This is a genomic window from Microbacterium meiriae, from assembly GCF_032364335.1.
Taxonomy (GTDB): Bacteria; Actinomycetota; Actinomycetes; order Actinomycetales; family Microbacteriaceae; genus Microbacterium; species Microbacterium meiriae.
The window spans coordinates 817702-836654 of record NZ_CP133984.1; the positions used below are offsets into that span (position 1 = coordinate 817702).

24 protein-coding genes and 3 tRNA genes are annotated in these 18953 nt (G+C 65.5%); 25 read left to right on the forward strand and 2 right to left on the reverse strand.

What is annotated here, in order from left to right; genetic code table 11:
* Window positions 1-43 precede the first annotated feature (43 nt).
* The 10 genes from rpoC (at window position 44) to RI211_RS03880 (ending at window position 10221) form a co-directional block, all read left to right on the forward strand.
* A complete protein-coding gene (rpoC, locus tag RI211_RS03835) occupies window positions 44-3919 on the forward strand; it encodes a DNA-directed RNA polymerase subunit beta' (protein WP_187663361.1) in 3876 nt (1291 codons plus the stop codon).
* A 203-nt stretch (window positions 3920-4122) separates the two neighbouring features.
* Window positions 4123-5052 (forward strand): PfkB family carbohydrate kinase, encoded by a 930-nt coding sequence (locus RI211_RS03840; protein WP_315637294.1) that lies wholly within the window; start codon window positions 4123-4125, stop codon window positions 5050-5052.
* An 86-nt stretch (window positions 5053-5138) separates the two neighbouring features.
* Window positions 5139-5223, forward strand: a tRNA-Tyr gene (locus RI211_RS03845).
* Between the two features lie 72 nt (window positions 5224-5295).
* Window positions 5296-5787 carry an FBP domain-containing protein gene (locus RI211_RS03850; protein WP_060922589.1) on the forward strand — a complete coding sequence of 164 codons (492 nt, stop codon included), beginning with the start codon at window positions 5296-5298 and terminating at the stop codon, window positions 5785-5787.
* A 45-nt stretch (window positions 5788-5832) separates the two neighbouring features.
* Window positions 5833-6633, forward strand: coding sequence for an enoyl-CoA hydratase/isomerase family protein (locus RI211_RS03855; protein WP_268777229.1), 801 nt, complete (start codon window positions 5833-5835; stop codon window positions 6631-6633).
* Window positions 6634-6749: 116 nt separating this feature from the next.
* On the forward strand, window positions 6750-7790 hold the full coding sequence (locus RI211_RS03860; protein WP_315637295.1) for a hypothetical protein: 1041 nt from the start codon (window positions 6750-6752) through the stop codon (window positions 7788-7790).
* A complete protein-coding gene (locus RI211_RS03865; protein WP_315637515.1) occupies window positions 7790-8584 on the forward strand; it encodes an inositol monophosphatase family protein in 795 nt (264 codons plus the stop codon). Before RI211_RS03860 ends, RI211_RS03865 begins: the two co-directional genes overlap by 1 nt.
* A 119-nt stretch (window positions 8585-8703) precedes the next feature.
* Window positions 8704-9975 (forward strand): M23 family metallopeptidase, encoded by a 1272-nt coding sequence (locus RI211_RS03870; RefSeq protein ID WP_315637296.1) that lies wholly within the window; start codon window positions 8704-8706, stop codon window positions 9973-9975.
* Between the two features lie 68 nt (window positions 9976-10043).
* Window positions 10044-10115, forward strand: a tRNA-Thr gene (locus RI211_RS03875).
* A gap of 32 nt (window positions 10116-10147) precedes the next feature.
* Window positions 10148-10221, forward strand: a tRNA-Met gene (locus RI211_RS03880).
* A 56-nt stretch (window positions 10222-10277) separates the two neighbouring features.
* Here the strand turns inward: RI211_RS03880 and RI211_RS03885 are convergent.
* Together RI211_RS03885 and RI211_RS03890 are read right to left on the reverse strand one after the other, a co-directional pair.
* A complete protein-coding gene (locus RI211_RS03885) occupies window positions 10278-10697 on the reverse strand; it encodes an ImmA/IrrE family metallo-endopeptidase (protein ID WP_315637297.1) in 420 nt (139 codons plus the stop codon).
* Complete coding sequence (locus RI211_RS03890; RefSeq protein ID WP_315637298.1) at window positions 10636-11034, reverse strand: hypothetical protein; 399 nt, start codon at window positions 11032-11034, stop codon at window positions 10636-10638. The genes RI211_RS03885 and RI211_RS03890 overlap by 62 nt, the downstream gene beginning before the upstream one ends.
* A gap of 92 nt (window positions 11035-11126) precedes the next feature.
* Here RI211_RS03890 and RI211_RS03895 point away from each other — a divergent pair, with 92 nt between their 5' ends.
* The 15 genes from RI211_RS03895 to RI211_RS16985 all read left to right on the forward strand — a co-directional run bounded on the left by RI211_RS03895 (window position 11127) and on the right by RI211_RS16985 (window position 18917).
* Window positions 11127-11348, forward strand: coding sequence for a hypothetical protein (locus RI211_RS03895; protein ID WP_315637299.1), 222 nt, complete (start codon window positions 11127-11129; stop codon window positions 11346-11348).
* Entirely contained in the window at window positions 11345-11563 is a 219-nt protein-coding gene (locus RI211_RS03900; protein WP_280570042.1) for a MerR family transcriptional regulator, read from the forward strand. Before RI211_RS03895 ends, RI211_RS03900 begins: the two co-directional genes overlap by 4 nt.
* 49 nt (window positions 11564-11612) lie before the next feature.
* Window positions 11613-11918 carry a helix-turn-helix domain-containing protein gene (locus RI211_RS03905; protein WP_315637300.1) on the forward strand — a complete coding sequence of 102 codons (306 nt, stop codon included), beginning with the start codon at window positions 11613-11615 and terminating at the stop codon, window positions 11916-11918.
* The gene (locus tag RI211_RS03910; RefSeq protein ID WP_315637303.1) at window positions 11915-12250 is read left to right on the forward strand and encodes a helix-turn-helix transcriptional regulator; all 336 of its coding nucleotides are present in this window, start codon (window positions 11915-11917) and stop codon (window positions 12248-12250) included. The genes RI211_RS03905 and RI211_RS03910 overlap by 4 nt, the downstream gene beginning before the upstream one ends.
* Window positions 12251-12982: 732 nt before the next feature.
* On the forward strand, window positions 12983-13363 hold the full coding sequence (locus RI211_RS03915; protein ID WP_280570035.1) for a hypothetical protein: 381 nt from the start codon (window positions 12983-12985) through the stop codon (window positions 13361-13363).
* 275 nt (window positions 13364-13638) lie between these two features.
* Window positions 13639-13965, forward strand: coding sequence for a hypothetical protein (locus RI211_RS03920; RefSeq protein WP_315637305.1), 327 nt, complete (start codon window positions 13639-13641; stop codon window positions 13963-13965).
* Window positions 13966-14083: 118 nt separating this feature from the next.
* Window positions 14084-14590 (forward strand): hypothetical protein, encoded by a 507-nt coding sequence (locus RI211_RS03925; RefSeq protein ID WP_315637306.1) that lies wholly within the window; start codon window positions 14084-14086, stop codon window positions 14588-14590.
* Window positions 14591-15343: 753 nt separating this feature from the next.
* Complete coding sequence (locus RI211_RS03930; protein ID WP_315653618.1) at window positions 15344-15505, forward strand: hypothetical protein; 162 nt, start codon at window positions 15344-15346, stop codon at window positions 15503-15505.
* Window positions 15502-15717: a hypothetical protein gene (locus RI211_RS03935; protein WP_315637307.1), complete on the forward strand. Its 216-nt coding sequence runs from the start codon at window positions 15502-15504 to the stop codon at window positions 15715-15717. The genes RI211_RS03930 and RI211_RS03935 overlap by 4 nt, the downstream gene beginning before the upstream one ends.
* Window positions 15718-15877: 160 nt before the next feature.
* Window positions 15878-16051 carry a hypothetical protein gene (locus RI211_RS03940; protein WP_315637308.1) on the forward strand — a complete coding sequence of 58 codons (174 nt, stop codon included), beginning with the start codon at window positions 15878-15880 and terminating at the stop codon, window positions 16049-16051.
* Between the two features lie 274 nt (window positions 16052-16325).
* A complete protein-coding gene (locus RI211_RS03945) occupies window positions 16326-16499 on the forward strand; it encodes a hypothetical protein (protein ID WP_315637310.1) in 174 nt (57 codons plus the stop codon).
* Window positions 16496-17332, forward strand: coding sequence for a PD-(D/E)XK nuclease-like domain-containing protein (locus RI211_RS03950; protein WP_315637312.1), 837 nt, complete (start codon window positions 16496-16498; stop codon window positions 17330-17332). The genes RI211_RS03945 and RI211_RS03950 overlap by 4 nt, the downstream gene beginning before the upstream one ends.
* Entirely contained in the window at window positions 17329-17880 is a 552-nt protein-coding gene (locus RI211_RS03955) for a hypothetical protein (RefSeq protein WP_315637314.1), read from the forward strand. The genes RI211_RS03950 and RI211_RS03955 overlap by 4 nt, the downstream gene beginning before the upstream one ends.
* Window positions 17881-17952: 72 nt before the next feature.
* A complete protein-coding gene (locus RI211_RS03960) occupies window positions 17953-18345 on the forward strand; it encodes a RusA family crossover junction endodeoxyribonuclease (protein WP_315637316.1) in 393 nt (130 codons plus the stop codon).
* A gap of 44 nt (window positions 18346-18389) precedes the next feature.
* Window positions 18390-18917 carry an NUMOD4 domain-containing protein gene (locus tag RI211_RS16985; protein ID WP_396654998.1) on the forward strand — a complete coding sequence of 176 codons (528 nt, stop codon included), beginning with the start codon at window positions 18390-18392 and terminating at the stop codon, window positions 18915-18917.
* Window positions 18918-18953: the final 36 nt, after the last annotated feature.

An 18953-nucleotide genomic window follows, 5' to 3' on the forward strand; every position in this document is an offset into this window, starting at 1 on the left:
AAGCCCAGACTTCTCAAACAGAATTTCCGACACAGGAGAACTAGTGCTCGAGTCCACAACTTTCGATGAGCTTCGCATCGGCCTGGCGACCGCAGACCACATCCGCGCGTGGTCCTACGGCGAGGTCAAGAAGCCCGAAACCATCAACTACCGCACCCTCAAGCCGGAGAAGGACGGTCTCTTCGGAGAGCAGATCTTCGGCCCGTCCCGTGACTGGGAGTGCGCCTGCGGCAAGTACAAGCGCGTCCGCTTCAAGGGCATCGTCTGCGAGCGCTGCGGCGTGGAGGTCACCAAGAGCTCCGTCCGTCGTGAGCGCATGGGTCACATCGAGCTCGCCGCTCCCGTCACCCACATCTGGTACTTCAAGGGCGTGCCCTCGCGCCTCGGCTACCTGCTGGACATGGCGCCGAAGGACCTCGAGAAGGTCATCTACTTCGCCGCGTACATGGTCATCTCGGTCGACGAGGATGCCCGTCACCGCGACCTGGGCACCCAGGAGAACAACATCCGTCTCGAGCTGAAGACGCTCGGCGACCGCCGCGACTCGAAGATCGCGGAGCGCCTGGCGAAGCTGGAGGAGGAGCTCGCGGCCCTCGAGGCCGAGGGTGCCAAGGCCGACGCCAAGAAGAAGGTCAAGGACGCCGCCGAGAAGGAGATGTCGCTCATCCGCAAGGGTGCCGACGAGGCGATCCTGAAGCTGGAGCGCGTGTGGGAGGACTTCCGCACGCTTGAGGTCGGTGCCCTGCGCCCGGAGGACGACGTCTTCCACGAGCTGCAGGACCGCTTCGGCCAGTACTTCGAGGCCTACATGGGTGCCGAGGCGATCCAGCGTCGCCTGGCCGCTTTCGACCTGGCCGCCGAGGCCGAGAACCTGCGTCTGCAGATCTCGGAGGGCAAGGGCCAGCGCAAGATCCGTGCGATCAAGCGCCTCAAGGTCGTCAGCTCGTTCCTCGAGACCGGCATGAGCCCGGCCGCGATGGTTCTCGACGTCGTCCCGGTCATCCCGCCGGAGCTGCGTCCGATGGTCCAGCTCGACGGTGGCCGCTTCGCGACCTCCGACCTGAACGACCTGTACCGCCGCGTGATCAACCGCAACAACCGTCTCCGTCGCCTGATCGACCTCGGTGCCCCCGAGATCATCGTCAACAACGAGAAGCGGATGCTGCAGGAGGCCGTCGACGCCCTGTTCGACAACGGCCGCCGCGGTCGCCCCGTCACCGGTACCGGCAACCGCGCCCTGAAGTCCCTGAGCGACATGCTCAAGGGAAAGCAGGGTCGCTTCCGCCAGAACCTGCTCGGCAAGCGCGTCGACTACTCGGGCCGTTCGGTCATCGTCGTCGGCCCGCAGCTGAAGCTGCACCAGTGCGGTCTGCCCAAGCAGATGGCGCTCGAGCTCTTCAAGCCGTTCGTCATCAAGCGCCTGATCGACCTCGGTCACTCGCAGAACATCAAGGCCGCGAAGCGCGCCGTCGAGCGCACCCGTCCCGAGGTCTGGGACGTGCTCGAGGAGATCATCCGCGAGCGTCCGGTGCTGCTGAACCGTGCACCCACCCTGCACCGTCTCGGCATCCAGGCGTTCGAGCCGCAGCTCGTCGAGGGCAAGGCCATCCAGCTGCACCCGCTCGTCTGCGCGGCGTTCAACGCCGACTTCGACGGTGACCAGATGGCCGTGCACCTGCCGCTGTCGGTCGAGGCTCAGGCCGAGGCCCGCGTGCTGATGCTCGCGTCGAACAACATCCTGAAGCCGTCGGACGGCCGTCCGGTGACCCTGCCCTCGCAGGACATGATCATCGGTCTGCACCACCTGACGACGGTCAAGGCCGGCGCCAAGGGCGAGGGTCGTGCGTTCGGCTCCGTCGGCGAGGCACAGCTCGCGTACGACGAGGGCACGCTCGACCTGCAGGCGAAGGTCCGCATCCGCATCCCGGGTCTGGCCTTCCTCGAGGGCGAGGCTCCCGAGGGCTACGAGAAGCACGGCCTGGTCGACGCTTCGCTGGGTCAGGCGATCTTCAACGACGCGCTCCCGAAGGGCTACCCCTTCGTGCGCGAGCAGGCCGACAAGGGCAAGCTGTCGCAGATCGTCAACAAGCTGGCCGAGGAGTACCCCAAGGTCGAGACGGCCGCCACGCTGGACCGCATCAAGGATGCCGGTTTCTACTGGGCGACCCGTTCGGGTGTGACCGTCGCGCTGAGCGACATCCTCACCCCGCCGAACAAGGCGGAGATCGTCGCGGGCTACGAGAAGCAGGCCGCGAAGGTCCAGTCCCAGTACGAGAAGGGCCTCACGACCGACGCCGAGCGTCGTCAGGAGCTCATCAAGATCTGGACCGAGGCGACCGACGAGGTGCAGGCCGCGATGAAGGCGCACTTCCCTGAGGACAACACCATCAACCGCATGGTGTCCTCCGGCGCCCGTGGTAACTGGCTGCAGATCCGGAACATCGCCGGTATGCGTGGTCTGGTGAACAACCCCAAGGGTGAGATCATCCCGCGTCCGATCATCTCCTCGTACCGCGAGGGTCTGTCGGTGGCGGAGTACTTCATCGCGACGCACGGTACCCGTAAGGGTCTGGCCGACACCGCTCTGCGTACCGCCGACTCGGGTTACCTGACCCGTCGTCTGGTGGACGTCTCGCAGGACGTCATCATCCGCGAAGAGGACTGCGGCACGTCGAAGGGCCTCGAACTCCCGATCGCCGCTCCGAACTCGCAGGGTGAGCTGGTGCGCGACGCGAACGTCGAGAACTCGGTGTTCGCCCGCACGCTGGCCTCCGACGTGGTGAGCGAGTCGGGCGAGGTTCTCGCTTCGGCCGGCGACGACGTGGGCGACGTGCTCATCGACAAGCTCGTCGGACTCGGTGTCGAGACCATCAAGGTCCGTTCGGTCCTGACGTGCGACTCCGCCGTCGGTGTGTGCGCGCAGTGCTACGGCCGTTCGCTCGCGACCGGCAAGACCGTGGACATCGGCGAGGCCGTCGGCATCATCGCGGCCCAGTCGATCGGTGAGCCCGGTACCCAGCTGACGATGCGTACCTTCCACACCGGTGGTTCGGCGTCGGCGGATGACATCACGCAGGGTCTGCCCCGTGTGCAGGAGCTGTTCGAGGCGCGTACCCCCAAGGGCGCATCGCCGATCGCGGAGGCCGACGGCCGCATCACGATCGACGAGACCGAGAAGGCCAAGAAGGTCATCCTCACGCCCGACAACGGCGACGAGCCCGTCGTCTACCCGGTGCTGAAGCGTGCCACCCTCCTCGTCGAGGACGGCCAGCACGTCTCGGTCGGTCAGCCCCTGCAGGTCGGCACGCTCGACCCCAAGGAGGTCATGCGTGTCATGGGTGCCCGCGAGGTGCAGAAGTACCTCGTCGGCGGCGTTCAGGGCGTCTACCGCTCGCAGGGTGTGCCGATCCACGACAAGCACATCGAGGTCATCGTCCGCCAGATGCTCCGCAAGGTCACCGTCGTCGATCACGCCGACACGACGCTGCTGCCGGGTGAGATGGTCGACCTGAAGCGCTACCAGCAGATCAACCGCGAGGCCGTGGCCGAGGGCAAGCGCCCCGCGTCCGGTCGCCCGGAGCTGATGGGTATCACGAAGGCGTCGCTCGCGACCGAGTCGTGGCTGTCCGCTGCGTCCTTCCAGGAGACGACTCGCGTGCTCACGCAGGCCGCCATGGAGGGCAAGCGCGACCCGCTGGTCGGTCTCAAGGAGAACGTCATCATCGGAAAGCTCATCCCCGCCGGAACCGGTCTGTCGAAGTACCGCGACGTCACGGTCGAGGCCACCGAGGAAGCCAAGAGCGAGCGCTACCCGAACCGGATCTTCGCATCCGACGGCGCGTACGCGGACGGCGACTTCGGCTACGTCGACTTCGACGCGTTCTCGACGGACGACATCACCCCCGGTACCTACAACTGAGGTGTGAGTGAGTGAACGAAGGCCCCGGGGTTCTCCCCGGGGCCTTCGTCGTCCCTCGGCCCGTTCGGGTGTGCACAACTCAGGAGATCCGGGACGGCAGGCCGCCGTCGGCTGCTCGTGACGGCATGGAGGCCCAGGTCTCCTGAGCTGTGCACACGGTTCGGCGCTGCTTCGGGGCGCGGGCGTCGCGGTAGGGTCGGCGAGTGAGCACTGAGACTTCCCCCGGCGGCGCGGCCGTCGTCATCGGAGACGCCCTGATCGACGAGATCCGGGATGACAGCGGCGTCCGTGAGTTCGTCGGCGGAGCCGCCCTGAACGTGGCGGTCGGGCTGCGCCGGCTCGGCATCCCCACGACCCTCATCGCGATGGTGGGGGAGGATGTCGCGGGCGCGCACATCCGCGAGTACCTGGCCGATCACGGCGTACGGCTGATCGCGAGCGCGGCGCCGCACGGGTCGTCGCGGGCCGTCGTGACCCGGGCCGCGAACGGCGAGCCGAGTTACGTCTTCAATCGCGCGGCCCAGGAGCGGACCATCCGGTACTCGGACGAGGCGAGGGCCGCCATCGGCGACGCGGACATCGTCGCCGTGAGCTGCTTCCCCTTCGATGCCCCCGAGGAGGTCGACGCCCTCGCGACCGCAGTGGAGAGCGCGCGGCTGGCGATCGACCCGAACCCGCGCACCGGCATGCTGTCGGACCGCGAGGAGTTCGTCCGCGGCTTCGAGCGGCTGGCTTCGAGGGCCGAGCTGGTGAAGGTCGGTGCCGACGACGCTGCCGTGCTCTACGACGGCGACCTCGACGCCCTGCGCGCGCGGCTCCGGAGCCTCGGAGTCACCGCTGTGCTCGCGACGGCCGGGGCAGACGGCGCGGTGCTCGAGTCGGACGGCGGGTCGGTCTCGGCTCCCATCTCGGCGCTCCCTGGTCGCGTGGTCGACACCGTGGGGGCTGGGGATGCGACTCTCGCCGCCGTCGCCGCCGGGCTGGTGGACGGCGGCCCGAAGGCGGCCGAGGAGTGGACGGCCCTGCTCACGCGCGCGATGGACGTGGCCGCCGCGACCTGCCGCGCCGAGGGCGGGCTGCTGCGCACGCCGGAGTCGCTGGCTGCCGCCGACCGCGGCGTGTACGGGAGCTGACGCCTCGATTTCTCGCGCCCGCATCCGACAGGTATGATTGTTCTTCGTGCCCCCGGTTGGCTGTTCAAGTCGGACGGGTGCGCTCTGGCGAGTTACCCAAGTGGCCAAAGGGATCTGACTGTAAATCAGCCGTCTTCGACTTCGGGGGTTCGAATCCCTCACTCGCCACCACGGAAGCCCCCGCTCGCGGGGGCTTCTCGCGTTCCCGGCCTCACCTCCGCGCCGAGTTCCTAGACTGGAGCGATGCGACCTCTCACCGAAGCCGACGTCCGGGCCTCGTTCGTGAACGCGGACGCCGACGAGCTGCGCGTCATGGAGATGCCGCACGACTTCCTCCTCGTGGACTGGGACTACCTGGACTTCTTCGCCTGGCGCGATCCGAGTGCCGGCAAGCGCGGCTACGTCCTGATCCCGCACGAGGGGCGCGTGGTCGGCGTGGTGCTGCGGGCGTCGGAACCAGGGCGCGGGCGCTCCGGCATGTGCAACATCTGCCACACGATGCAGCCGGGCAACCAGGTGGCGTTGTTCGCCGCCCGGCGGACGGGGGAGGCGGGGGAGCGCGGCGACTCGGTCGGCACCTACATCTGCGCCGATCTGTCCTGCCACGAGAACGTGCGCCTGGCGCATCCGCTCGCGCCGAACGAGATCCGGGCGGCGGGACAGGTCGACTTCCGGCTCGACGGCACCCGGCGGCGGATGGAGCGGTTCGTCGCTCGCGTCTGGGACGGCTCCTGAGCGCGACTAGCCTGGAGGCATCCGCCTGTGCTCGAAGGAGAAGCCATGAGTGATGCCGTCCTGTTCGCCGTCGACGAGGGGATGGCGCGGCTGACGCTGAACCGTCCGACCCGCCTCAACGCCTTCAACGCCGATCTGGCGTACGCCTGGCGGGATGCGACCGTCGAGGCGACATCGCGGGACGACGTGCAGGCCATCCTCATCGACGCGGCGGGACCGGCGTTCTGCGCGGGCGGCGACGTGATCGACATGGCGACGACCATGGGGTCGTCCGGGGCGGAGATCACCGCGCTGGCCGAGGTCATCAACACCGGGATCCGCGCGCTCACAGAGTCGAGCGTGCCCGTGGTCGCCGCCGCGCACGGGACGACGGCCGGCGGCGGACTCGGCATCCTGCTCGCCACGGACTACGCGGTGGTGGGCTCGCGGTCGCAGCTCGGAAGCCTGTACGCGAACATCGGCCTCACGCCCGACCTCTCCGTGTCGGCGCAGCTCGCGCGGGCCGTCGGCCAGCGCCGCGCCCTCCAGCTGGTGCTGCAGGACCGGCTGCTCAGCGCCGCGGAGGCCCTCGACTGGGGGCTGGTGGCCGAGGTCGTGGAGGGCGAGGACGGCAGGGCGGAAGCCGATCGGGTCCGTGCGCGGGCCGAGGAGGTCGCGCGGTTCTGGCTCGCCGGGGCCGCCGACGCGTACGGACACGCGAAGCGGCTGGTGCGGTCGCAGCCGGAGCGCACGTTCGCCGAGCAGTTGAGCGAGGAGGCCCGGTCCATCGGCGCCGCCCTGGAGACCCCGGACGCGCAGGCGCGGGTCGCGGCCTTCGCTGCGGCATCCGCGAAGAAGGCCGGCTGACCCCTCCTCCCCAGAGCGCGATCGCGTCCCGATCTTCCGCGCGCCTGAGGGAAGCCGGAACAAGCGGGCCTGCGCGTGGCAGGATGAAGGCATCGCCGCTCGACGAGAGGATCCCCATGTCCCATCCGGACACCGCACGGCTGCAGCCGCAGGGTGACAAGAAGAACATGTCGCTGCTCATCAGGGGGTCGCTGTGGGTCGCCATCGGCGCCCTCATCGCCGCCGCACTGGTCTGCGTCGTGTGGGTCCTGGTCGGTGATCAGAACGGCCTCATCGGTCGTGCCTTCCTCACGATCCTCCTGCTCGCCGCCTTCGCCGGAATCGCCATCCTCGAGGCGGGCCTCGCGCCGAACCGGCCGGACTGGCTCCAGCTCGCCAGCATGGTCACCTGGGTCGTCGCGCTCCTCGTCGGCCTCGTGAAGATCTGGCTTCCGGAAGACGGCCTCTATTTCGGCGCGGAGCGGTTCTTCCAGCTGCTGCTGGTGATCGGGATCCTTCAGCTCGCACTGCTCCACGTGCGGCTGTTCACCCGTGCCGCGCAGCGACACGTCACGACCTTCACGAAGGTGATCCACATCGTGACGATCGTCTTCCTCGGTGCCCTCGTCGCGCTGCTGGTGTTCTTCCTCGCGTTCCCGAACACCTTCGACTACACCGAGCTGTACTGGCGCATCGTCGTCGCCCTCACGATCCTCGTCGCCGTCGGCACCACGCTGATTCCGCTGCTGAACGCCCTGTTCGCGCCGAAGAAGGCGCCCGCCGCCCGTCCCGTCGCTTCCGCCCCATCCTGGCCGACCTACGCCGATGGGATCACGCCGCTCCCGGTCCTCCCGGACGGCAGCCCGGACTGGAACGCCTACTACACGGGGTACCCCTCGACGGCCCCTCCGGCACTGGGTCAGGCGCCCGCCACGGCGTTCCCCGTGGCGACGCCGCCCCTCGCGCCGACGACTCCGGCCCTTCCCGACTTCGGCGCTCCTCCCGCTCCGGGACCCGTGCCGCCCGCGCCTGACCGACCCGCTCCGCCGCAGCCGGCGTCGGCACCCGCTCAGCCGGCGCCTCCGCAGCCGGCCCCGCCGCAGCCCGCGTCGCCCGCCCAGGGTGAGGCCCCGGCCTTCCCGCCGCCGCCGCCCGCCCCCTCGCACCCGGCGCCGTGATCGACGCTGTCGAGCTCAGCGCCCTGGCGGCCGAGATCGCCGAGGAGGCGGGAGCTCTCGCCCGGACCCGTCGACGGGAGGGTGTACGCCTCGCCGCGACCAAGTCGACGCTCGCCGACATCGTCACGGACGCCGACCGCGAAGTCGAGGAGCTGATCCGCGAGCGCCTGCGCGCGGCGCGACCGGCGGACGGCTTCCTCGGTGAGGAGTCGGGCGCGGCCACCGGCGACAGCGGGATCACCTGGGTGGTCGACCCCATCGACGGCACGGTGAACTACGCCTACGGCATCCCGGCGTACAACGTGAGCATCGCAGCCGTCAGCGGTCCGCCGGAGCCGGACGAGTGGGAGGCGCTGGCCGCCGCCGTGCACGCGCCCGCCGTGGGGGAGACCTTCACGGCTGCTCGCGGCCACGGGGCCTGGTCGGACGGCGTCCGGCTCGCGGTCACCGAGGTGACCGACGCCGGCGCGCTCCTGGCGACCGGATTCGGCTACGACCCGACGACCCACGACGGCGACCTCGCGACGGTCCGGCGGGTGATGCCGATCGCCCGTGATCTCCGTCGCATGGGGTCGGCGGCCCTGGATCTGGCCTATGTGGCGGCCGGCCGACTGGACGGATACTTCGAGCGCGGGCTCAAGCCGTGGGACCATGCCGCGGGCGCGCTGCTCGTCCAGGAGGCGGGTGGCCGGGTCAGCCGGATCGATCGGGAATCGCCGCGGCCTTTTTTGATCGCGGGCGGCGTGACCCTGCACGACCGACTCCGCGCTATCCTCGATGAGGAAAAACCCTGACCGATCCATGGCATTCACAGGTCGATCGGGGTAGTGTTTACCCGATCGTTACTTTCACCACCCGAAGGTGAGAGTTGTCATTGCGCCCCCGAGCATCACGAACGACCGAGAGATTAGCTTTGCCCTTCGAGAACCCCCAGGCTGCCGCTGCGCCCACGCGCCGGTCCAGCCGCCCTCGCACTGCGGCCTCCGAGGCCTCGGCGAGCGGGTCGACGGCACCCCTCGCTGACGCGGAGACCGTGATCGCCCTCGCTGCTGTCATCCCGCTCTCCCGTCGCGCCGCGCGTCAGCGTCAGGCCGACGTCCCTCCGGTGCCCGCCGCGCCGGAGGAGCCCTTCATTGCTGCGGCTCCCGCGCCTGCCATCGCCGATGTCCCCGCGGTGCCCGTCGTCGCGGAGATCGTCGAGAAGGCCGAGGACACCGTTCCGGTCGAGGACATCGCCCCGGCGTCGGAGCCCTTCGTCGCCGAAGCCGACGCCGAGGGTGACGCCTTCGAGCGCGCCTCCCGCGCCTTCCGCACCACCGGCTCCATCCCGACGTCGTCGGCGTCCCGCCGTTCGGCCTTCGCTGCGAATGTCGCATCACAGACCGCGCCGAAGATCGACACCGCAGGCCTCGCGGCCGTCGGCCCTCGCCGCACGCGCAGCATCCGCAAGGCCCTCACGGCCGGTGCCACCGTCGGAGCAATGGGTCTCGCCGGCCTCCTGGCCGTGTCCATGACGCTTCCTGCGGAGGCGGTCGCCGCCGCCCAGGGCGGCTCCCTCGCCTCGACCTCCCTCGTCACCGCGGCGGCTGCTGACGCAGCTGGCTCGGCGGACGACGAGATCCAGGCCTTCGTCGCACCATCCGGCGTGCAGAACGAGCCGCTCTCGCGCGCCGACAACTTCAGCACGGTCTCGCTCGTCGAGGTCGCCGCCGAGCAGGGAATCAACTACTCCGGTGAGATCTTCACGAACGACCCGGATGCCGCCATCCAGTGGCCGTTCCTCGTCGGCGTGGGCATGAGCTACGGCTACGGCATGCGCAGCGGCCGCCTCCACGAGGGCATCGACTTCGTGCCGGGCAACGGCGCGCCCATCCAGGCCATCGCCGACGGCACCGTCCGCATCGCGACCGAGCAGGGTGCCGCCTACGGTGTCACGGTCTACATCGACCACGTCATCGACGGCTCCGTCATCACGAGCCACTACTCGCATATGCAGTACGGCTCGCTGCAGGTCAAGGCGGGCGACAAGGTCAAGGTGGGCGACATCGTGGGCAAGACCGGCAACACCGGCCGCTCCTACGGCGCGCACCTGCACTTCGAGCTCATCGTGAACGGGACGACCATCGACCCGATGCCGTGGCTCAAGAAGAACGCCGGACGCACGTCTCTCACCTCGGAGGAGTGACCGTCTCGATTTCATGAGGACGCCACAGTGATGGTATTCTCGTGTGGTTGCCCCGCGAGGGGCAGCACGCCCCGATAGCTCAGTGGCAGAGCACTTCCATGGTAAGGAAGGGGTCGTCAGTTCAATCCTGACTCGGGGCTCGGAGTTCGCATCTGCGATGCGGATGCCGTGCGGCAGGGTAGCTCAGTTGGTGAGAGCGCACGACTCATAATCGTGAGGTCGCGGGTTCAAGCCCCGCTCCTGCTACAGAATGTGACACCTAGGTGGACCCGATAGTGTCCCCGATCAGCGAAAAGCAGCAATCAGGCCGCACTCATGTAGGCCCGAAGCAACGTCCTAGTCACGCCAAGCTCCGAGATGATCTCGTGCTCATCCGAAGCCCACTCGTAGAGTTCCGCGAGCTCGTTTGGGCAGATGAGGTTCTTCGCGGCGTACTGATCCGCCTGCCGTTCGTGCTTCGGCCGATCATCACGGTGGGCTAAGACTCCATGCCCGATCTCGTGGGCCAGAGTGAGCCTCTGGTCGCGCGCGCGCAGGCGATCACTGATGATGATCTCGCCGTACTCTGGGAACCAAATCCCGTTGGCGGTGCGGAGCCGGCGCACGAACACGGGGATGCCGAGTAGCTCGGCGTGTTCCCACGGATCGTAGTCGCGCCCTCTAGGGATGCTCAGGCTCGTCGTGGCCAAGATCGGGGTGCGTGTTGGCTGCGGCTTCTCCATCGAATGCATCCAACTCCTCCTCCGTCATTTCCGATGGTCGCTTCTTGCGCGCCTGTTCAGCGATCGTACGGATACCCTCCGACGCCAAGCGTTCTTCATGGGCGACGTCCGCCATCGCTTCCTCGAGCACATCTCCGGGCTTCACTCCAATGGCAGTGGAGAGGATGACCAGATCGGTAGCAGTGATCGGCGCGCGGGCCTTCAGCTTTTTCTGCAGCGTCCAGATAGACATCTGAGCCCGCTCCGCCACTACGTCCTGTGTGAGTCGCTTCTTCATGTACGCGCCGGTCAGAACGTCCGAGATTGCGCGGCTGATCGGTGAAATCTGTTCGGCCATGCCTCAACCGTAGAACAGTTCACCAGGCTCTTCGGCCAAAAAGTTGTCCCCAACGGTTGACACCTGGCGCTACCGCCAGGTAGCCTGGCGACATGGACAGGAACCGGGTCACCCTCGCAATCGCGAGAAGAGTCAACCTCGCTATTCGCGAGGCCGGCTGCGACGTCCACAGTGTCGCACAAGCCGCCGACATCACCACCATCGAGCTGTCTGCACGCCTTCAAGGGCGCGCGGAGTTTCAGCCCGATGAGTTGGTGCGTGTCGGCGGCTTTTTGCGTATCCCCGCAGAACGATTCATGGAGGAGGCCGCGTGAACGCGGAAAGCAAGATCGACAGCAGGAAGCCGACTGTGCTCACCGTCGCGGAGTCCGCCGCGGAAGTTCGCCTTTCGATCGATTCGATCCAGAAGGCCATCAAGTCGAACGAGCTTCCCGTGAAGTACTACGGCACCAAGCCGCTCGTGAAGTTCGATGAGCTGATGCGCTGGTTCGACAACCTGCCCGACGAGAAGCAGGGGCGTGTGGCGTGAAAACTGTAGATGCAGTGACCCCGGTTGGTTCCCGGTCGAGGAGAGCATCATGAGTGCGTCATCGTTTGCGAAGCGGCTCAAGGCTGCTCGTCGTTCAGCAGGCGTTTCTGCGCAGGCGCTCTCCGACGCCACTGGTGTCACACGATCCGTGATCGCGAACATCGAGTCAGGGCGCAAAAAGTCGATCACGGTCGACGAGATCGTTGCTTTTTCAGCGGCGCTGGGTATCACTCCGGGCGGCCTCGATGAGCGTCTGGAATCTTCGGAATCTAGGGCGCGGCGGAATGAGTACCGCGCTTCCCTCAAGGCGCAGATTTCACGGCTTCAAGCGGAACTTGACGAGGTGTCGTCATGAGCGGCCTGCGTGCGGCGCGTGAGCTGGCCGACATGTCACAGACGGAACTCGCGCGCCGGATGGCCGCTAAGGGATTCAACTGGTCGCAGATGACCGTCTCTCGACGCGAAGAGAACGAGAGCACCCTCCGCTGGCATGAGGGTGTGGCGCTTCGGGAAATCGTTGGATACCCATCGCTAGCGGACCCCCGCTCTCGCGACTCGTCCAAGTTCGACCCCGACTACTCGCCGGAGGTCTTCGAAGCAATGTATTCCCTCCTCTCAGAGGCGGCCGGCAGCCCGATGCGCGCGGTGCGCTTAGCGGTCTCACGTCTGCTCTCCACCACCGGCTGATCCCCGTCATCTGATCCGGCTGGTAGGTCGCACTGATCTACCCGTCACTCAGTGCACCCGAAAAGAGGGCGCACGCACAACTTAATCCCGCCCCCATCCCGCGTTACACCGACCGGCTAAGGGGAGATCGGGCGAACTCAATAGAGGTAAGCGTCAAGCCGATGGTCGGCCACCAAGGGGTGGTTCCGCGGATGGTGTGAGGTCCATTCCTTGGTTGGGGTGGCGGCTCGGTCTCGTGAGGGCCGGGTGTGGAGTAAAAGGTTTCCACGATTGGCCCGCACGACTATCACCGTTTGGTGTTCGGGCCGTCAGAACTGTTCGTGCGCTTAGGTCGGCGCATAGGCGGGCAGATGGGGAACCTGGCGCGCGACTGGCAGGCACCGATGTTCGAGTCATCGGCGCGCACGGTGGTCCCGGATGAGATAGGCCGGAAGACGCCAATTCGGGGAAGTCCATCCCCCGCAACCGCAAGTGGGTGCATGTCACAAAGAACGGCTTGACATGACGACCTTGCGGAAACGGACAGCCGCCGAGTGTAAAGGCATCGCCCTCGTTCAAGTCGGGGCGGCGGCACGGAAAGGAGCGGGAAATGAACAACTACTCGCAAGACATCTTTGGAGCCCACGGGCTGTGCTACAAGTCAGGCCCGGACGAGTCCCCACGCTGGTGGTTTGACGCTGGAGTTCTGTGCGAGCACCCCGAATGGCATGCAGAAGCCGGGGGAGACTCACGATGACGATCAAACTGACCCCGACGGGTTTGCGCGCCGGCGAGCAGTACTACTCGCTGGAACTAGGCACTGGGGAGTTCCGATACCTGGCGGGCGTGCTTCGACAATTTGGGTTCTACGACCGGGGAGCAATGGCTATCGCGCGAGAGATCGACCGCGTGATCGGGTCGACGCATACCCTCCCAAAGATCCTCCCGCGAAGCATCCGAGAAGACATGGCGCAGGAGATAGCTGAGGCGATCGACGACTCCTGCGCGGGGGGAGGGGCCGGGCTTGATGCCAACGAGCTTGAACGGGTTACCGAGCATGTAACTGCCGCGTTACTGGCATCGGATGTGATCCGGCAGATCAGGCCGGAAGCGTGCGATCACAGCGCCAAATAGCAGCTTCCGCCCGTGCGTGCGCTCGCAGATCGGCGCACGGGCACTTGGTCTGGCGGTTTCTTGAGTGGTTGCAGTGGCGTGGTGGCCGTTGCGAACTCCCGCAGACCTGGGGGCTGGTGTTGGTAGCGCCGGCCCCCTTCTCTTTTCCCTGCACCGCTGGGGTGGTTGTGGGGTTGTGCGTGGTGTGGGGCTGCGTGCGTGGGTGGGGGTTCGGGTGCATGGGGTTACCCGGACCTCCGCCGGAATATGGCACAGGACACATAAAGGAGAATGACATGAGCCTGTTCAGCAGCCGCGAACCGTTCAACGAAGACCCGCTGCCGTGGGTTCATCCGGTTCAGAACTGGCGCGCACCGGAGCAGATGATCAATTGGCTTGATCGTCGTGCGCGAACGGATTTCGACGTTCCGCAGCACAATCCGACGAACCCGATCCTTGTCGCGTTTCGTGAGTCATTGCCTTGCGACTACACGGCCGCAGAGTTCTCCGAGATCATCTCGGACGGGTACTTGGCTGAGTTGCGTGGCTGGTCGACAGCGGAAGTCGATCAGGCGCTCCGCGTTCTGAACCGTCTCGCCGTTCTCGAACAGGTGGCGCTCTGATGTTCTCCGTCGTTCGTCGTTTGCTCATGTTGCGTCGGGATAGGCGTTTGCGGGTTGCGGGGTTCCTGGTCGAAACGGCCGCCTACCAACGCGCACTACACAAGGAAGGCCACTAGGCATGTTCAAGGCAAGCAACGGGTACACGCTTGATGTCGGGGCTGGGAGCATCGAGGTTTTCAACAGGGCAGGCGAAACGCGTCACGTCCTCGGCAAATACTCGATGGACTCCCTGCGTGAGTTCTTCCGGCATGAGCGCGACGAAGAACTCGGACGGTGGCGCTGGCCCGACAACCCCGACTTTGTCGTGTACCCGCGCGGAGAAAGCGGGGTCCATGTACTCGACGAGGGGTCAGGCATCGGTGCGGCCCGCTTCATCCAACGCAACGGCGACCCACACAACCCCACCGCTGAATACCAAGCCGCGTACGCGTACTTCGAGGCGCACCCGGAGCGGAAGCCCTGGCACGACGCGAAGACTGGCGAAATCTGGGTCATCACCGTTGAGGGCGAAGAGTCCGCGTGGACAGTGAACAACGAAGACCGCTTCGAGAACCCGGACTCGACCTACGAACTCACGAACCCGCACATCACCGCGGCTCGGCGTCTCTGGCCGGAGTCGGACTGATGTTCACGGTTGAGGGGTGTGAGAAGTGTGTCCTGGCGAACGCTCATGGTGGGCCGGCACACAACAACCAGACGTCACGGTGCCAGTACCTCAGATTCGGGTACACGGTGCCCCATTGCACGTGCTCAGGCTGCTGGTAGGAGGCGCGATGAGGTTGCGACAGAGGGTTCGTGTTCACGCGGAGAACTTCACCACGCACACGGCCGTGAACGGTGACCGGCTTACTCGCGCTGATATCACCCTGTACCTGGGCGGCGTCGTGATGTGGGAGGCGGCGAGGTACTTGCTGCGTGTGGATCGGGTGGTGCAGTGATGGATGACCTGACGGAACGGGTGGCAAAGGCGATGTATGAGGCCCCCGCACCCGACGAACCCGACGCCCCGGTATCCCCGTGGCCACCGAGACACCCGGACGACCTCGCATGGTGGATCACCCGCGCACAGGCCGCCATCAACACGATCGCAGGACCCGTGTGGGCGGAGGGCGCGTTGTGGGCTGCCGTGGAATGCGGTGCGATCCGAGACGAAACCGAACGCTGGCTGGCACCCGGCTACAACCCGTACACGACCAAAGGAGAACCATGATGAGCCGCGATGACCCGCGCCGAGACGGATCCCTTGACCAACGGCTCAGTTACTGGGAAGAGCGGCTGGCTAACGCGAAGAGGCTGGGGCGACCCAAGCACATCGCCAAGGTGCAAGAACGAGTTGACGCCCTGTCGCTTCTCGTAACCGTTTCAAAGGAGAACCGTGATGCCCAACCCCGATGACGCGATTGAACGTGCACTCACAGACGGACAACAGTTCAACACCATGCTCCGTATCGGACTCATGGACATGTGGGACCAGATCGAACGCATCCTCAAACGGCCCGTCCGATTCCTCACCGAACAACAGAGAGAAGCACTCCGATGAAGATGACGTACACCGACGCACAGATGCTCTACATGATCTGTCTCGCGCTCGAGGAAGGCCTCGACGGCATCAAGCACGCCGAAGACCTGAACCACCTGCTGGTTCAGATGATCGCCGAACACTGGGGCATGTCTGACGCGGATGACCCCCTTGAGCGAATCGAACAGGCGTTTGAGGAGCTGGATCCGTACATCCCGGAGCATCTCAAATGATGGCGCTTAGGTTTGCGGCGTTCACACTCGCCGCCCTCTGTCTCGGGTGTATCGCGTTCACCCCCAACAGCCCCGCAACCATCTGGTTGACGGGGCTCTTCTTTACCTTCTTCGCCATCGTCTGCCTGACATGCCGCGAACCCAAAACCAGGAGACGACCATGAGTGATCCGTACTGGCCATGGTGGGCCGTGATCGTGTTCTTCATGAGCGGTGCGTTCAGCGCATGGATCATGACGATCTCGAACCGACCCAAGGAAGTCGACTGCCCAAACTGCGATGCGCACTTGAGGGTCAGCGACCTTCGCGCGCACTGGAAAGTGTGCATGTCATGACTCTTGATGAGGCTCTGGACCGGTTGGCGCAGGAACAGGCATACCTCAACCACGCCCAACACGGCAACAACCCCACAGCCATCGCACTCGCACAATCACACGTCCGCTACTGGGAATCCGTAGTGGCACAGAAACGACTCCAAGACCAAGGAGGCTGGCGACCATGAACGCCAAATGCAGGTGCGGATTCCTTGGATTGCCAAGGACAGGACCGTATGCGGACCAGGAGCACAAGCCCTGGTGTCCCGCTAGACCGAACGGATAGAGGACGACCATGACTAGTCGTGTTCGTGTTGCGCACACCGAATCCGGATGCTGGGCCGTCTACCGCGGAACCACCGCCATCGACATCTACCCACCCTTCATGTGGGCCTACGCATACCGGGCAGCACTCAACGAAGCCATCTACCAGAACCTCAGCATCACCGGAATCGAGATCAACCCATGATCGACCACCACATGCCCGACGAGATCTACCACGCGCGCCCCGAGCTATCCAGCACCGGGGCGCGTTCCCTTCTCCCCGAGTTCAAAGGATCGCCGGCAAAGTACATCTGGGAGAAGCAGCACCCCAGAACGTCACGCTCGTTCGACATCGGACACGCCGTCCACGCGAAGGTGCTCGGAACCGGGTTGCAGGCCATCGCATACCCCGAAGACCTCCTCGCAACCAACGGCGCCGCATCAACCAAAGCCGCGAAGGACTGGGCTGCCGAACAGCGCGAAAACGGGTTCGTGCCGATGAAGTCCGTCGAGGTGAACGTAATCAACCGCATCACTGAATCCGTTCTCGCCGAACGTGAAGCCAGAAAGATCCTCGAGATGCCTCACCGGGAGACATCCATATTTGCGCGCTCCCCGGAAGGCGTCGACTGCCGCGCACGATTCGATGTCTACGGCGTGGACCCGACCACCGGTCGAACAGCCGGCGCCGATCTCAAGACCGCCGACGACATCACGCCCCACGGATTCAACCGCCACGTCGTCGAGTACGGGTACTTCGTGCAAGAGGCCTGGTACCGCGACGTACACCGCTTTGAAACCGGCGAAGAGCTCGACTCGTTCAAGTTCATCGTCGCCGAGACCAAGGGGCCATACCAGGTCGCCGTCTACCCGCTCGACGTCATGTACCTCGAGATCGGCCGCAAACTCGCCCGTGAAGCACGCGACACCTACCAGCGGTGCGTCGAAACGGGGGAGTGGCCCGGCATCGAAGGTGAACTACTCGCCCCGCCCAGCTGGCTCATCTACGAGCACGAAGACGAAATGGAGATCGCGTGATGGACATCAGCGCGAGCACGACCCCACGCAGTGACCAGCAGAACTATGACGACTACATCAGCGGCCCGAAGGTCGTCACGGTCGCTGAGGTCAAGCAGGGGAGCTCTGAGCAGCCCGTCGAAGTCCACCTCGTGGAGTTCCCTGGGCGACCATACAAGCCGTCCAAGTCGATGCGTCGCGTGCTGGTCGCAGCATGGGGCGCTGAGGCAGCGAACTACGCGGGTCGAAAGATCAAGCTCTACGGCGATCCCGATGTCACGTTCGGCAGAGACAAAGTCGGCGGCATCAAGATAGCCGCCCTCAGCCACATCGACAAGCCGTTGTCGATCGCTCTCACGGTGACTCGTGGGAAGAGGGCACCGTTCACCGTGCAGCCGCTCGCCGACACCCCCGTGGACCCGGCGGTGGTTGATGCTGCACACGCCGCCATCAACCAGGCAACCACGACCCAGAAACTCGACGAGATCGCCGCACACGCAACACGCATCGGCATCCACAAACACCTGAAAGACGCGATCGAGACGCGACGGGCAGAGCTCGAGAAGTAAACAAAATCAATACGAAACGGGGCGCGCAACCGATCACGGATGCGCGCCCTCACTGCACCCCAGGAGACACCCGTGACCACCTCATTCCAGGTGCATGGAACACCAGCACCACAAGGCTCCAAAACCCGCACCAGATACGGCATGTTCGAGTCATCCAAGAGGGTCAAGCCGTGGCGTGAAGCAGTAACCACAGCCGCAACCGGGCTCGAACCGATCGCGCCCCCGTACGACGTCAAGGTGTTCTTCTTCATCCCAACACCCAAGAAGACCAACGCGGACTACCCAGTAGCGCCAACTGTCGGCGACCTCGACAAGCTACTCCGAGCCACCTTCGACGGACTCACAGCGTCCGGCATCATCACCGACGACCGACACATCGTCACCACCGAAGCCGCCAAAAACTGGGCAGGCACAGACGGACCCGGCGCCGTCATCATCATCAAATCACTGGCAGGGACAGCATGACGATCCGTGTGTATACGGAGGGCAACCTGACCCCGGAAACGTGGATGGAAGCTGAAGAGTGGCGCCCAGTTGTCGGCTTTGAAAGTGCCTACATGGTGAGCAGTCGCGGTCGAGTCAAGTCTCTCACTAGAACGGTGCACAGGATTGGCCGCGGTCCGTTTCCGGTGCTAGGGCGAATCCTCAAACCCTGGCCTTCTCCTCACGGGTACCCGCTCGTCAACCTGAGTTTCAACGGGCGCCGGCGGTGCTATCCGGTACACGTTCTCGTATGTGAGGCGTGGCATGGTCCCAGGCCGCCGGGTATGTTGGCCCGCCATCTGGACGACGTCCCCGACCATATCTGGCCAGAGAACATTGCCTGGGGTACGCCCCTCGACAACGCACAAGATGCAATACGCAACGGGAGGAATGTGCTTCTCAAGCGAGTCGAGTGCAAGCGCGGCCATCCATACGACGATCGCAATACCTACTTCGACCGACGTGGACACCGCCGCTGTCGGGCGTGCGCGGCGCAGTACTTCCGCGAAAGGCGCGCTCGGATCAAAGAGGAGCGGAAGGAAAGGGGAAGCTAATGATCCGCGTATACACCGACGATCATGTTCGCCCGG

Excerpts from the sequence above, each read along its gene's own strand:
- RI211_RS03850 (WP_060922589.1), top strand. The coding sequence starts at position 5,296 with ATGCGACCTCTCACCGAAGCCGACGTCCGGGCCTCGTTCGTGAACGCG.
- RI211_RS03855 (WP_268777229.1), top strand. The coding sequence starts at position 5,833 with ATGAGTGATGCCGTCCTGTTCGCCGTCGACGAGGGGATGGCGCGGCTG.
- RI211_RS03860 (WP_315637295.1), top strand. The coding sequence starts at position 6,750 with ATGTCCCATCCGGACACCGCACGGCTGCAGCCGCAGGGTGACAAGAAG.
- RI211_RS03885 (WP_315637297.1), bottom strand. The coding sequence starts at position 10,697 with ATGGAGAAGCCGCAGCCAACACGCACCCCGATCTTGGCCACGACGAGC.
- RI211_RS03890 (WP_315637298.1), bottom strand. The coding sequence starts at position 11,034 with ATGGCCGAACAGATTTCACCGATCAGCCGCGCAATCTCGGACGTTCTG.
- RI211_RS03895 (WP_315637299.1), top strand. The coding sequence starts at position 11,127 with ATGGACAGGAACCGGGTCACCCTCGCAATCGCGAGAAGAGTCAACCTC.
- RI211_RS03905 (WP_315637300.1), top strand. The coding sequence starts at position 11,613 with ATGAGTGCGTCATCGTTTGCGAAGCGGCTCAAGGCTGCTCGTCGTTCA.
- RI211_RS03910 (WP_315637303.1), top strand. The coding sequence starts at position 11,915 with ATGAGCGGCCTGCGTGCGGCGCGTGAGCTGGCCGACATGTCACAGACG.
- RI211_RS03915 (WP_280570035.1), top strand. The coding sequence starts at position 12,983 with ATGACGATCAAACTGACCCCGACGGGTTTGCGCGCCGGCGAGCAGTAC.
- RI211_RS03920 (WP_315637305.1), top strand. The coding sequence starts at position 13,639 with ATGAGCCTGTTCAGCAGCCGCGAACCGTTCAACGAAGACCCGCTGCCG.
- RI211_RS03925 (WP_315637306.1), top strand. The coding sequence starts at position 14,084 with ATGTTCAAGGCAAGCAACGGGTACACGCTTGATGTCGGGGCTGGGAGC.
- RI211_RS03930 (WP_315653618.1), top strand. The coding sequence starts at position 15,344 with ATGCCCAACCCCGATGACGCGATTGAACGTGCACTCACAGACGGACAA.
- RI211_RS03935 (WP_315637307.1), top strand. The coding sequence starts at position 15,502 with ATGAAGATGACGTACACCGACGCACAGATGCTCTACATGATCTGTCTC.
- RI211_RS03940 (WP_315637308.1), top strand. The coding sequence starts at position 15,878 with ATGAGTGATCCGTACTGGCCATGGTGGGCCGTGATCGTGTTCTTCATG.
- RI211_RS03945 (WP_315637310.1), top strand. The coding sequence starts at position 16,326 with ATGACTAGTCGTGTTCGTGTTGCGCACACCGAATCCGGATGCTGGGCC.
- RI211_RS03950 (WP_315637312.1), top strand. The coding sequence starts at position 16,496 with ATGATCGACCACCACATGCCCGACGAGATCTACCACGCGCGCCCCGAG.
- RI211_RS16985 (WP_396654998.1), top strand. The coding sequence starts at position 18,390 with ATGGAAGCTGAAGAGTGGCGCCCAGTTGTCGGCTTTGAAAGTGCCTAC.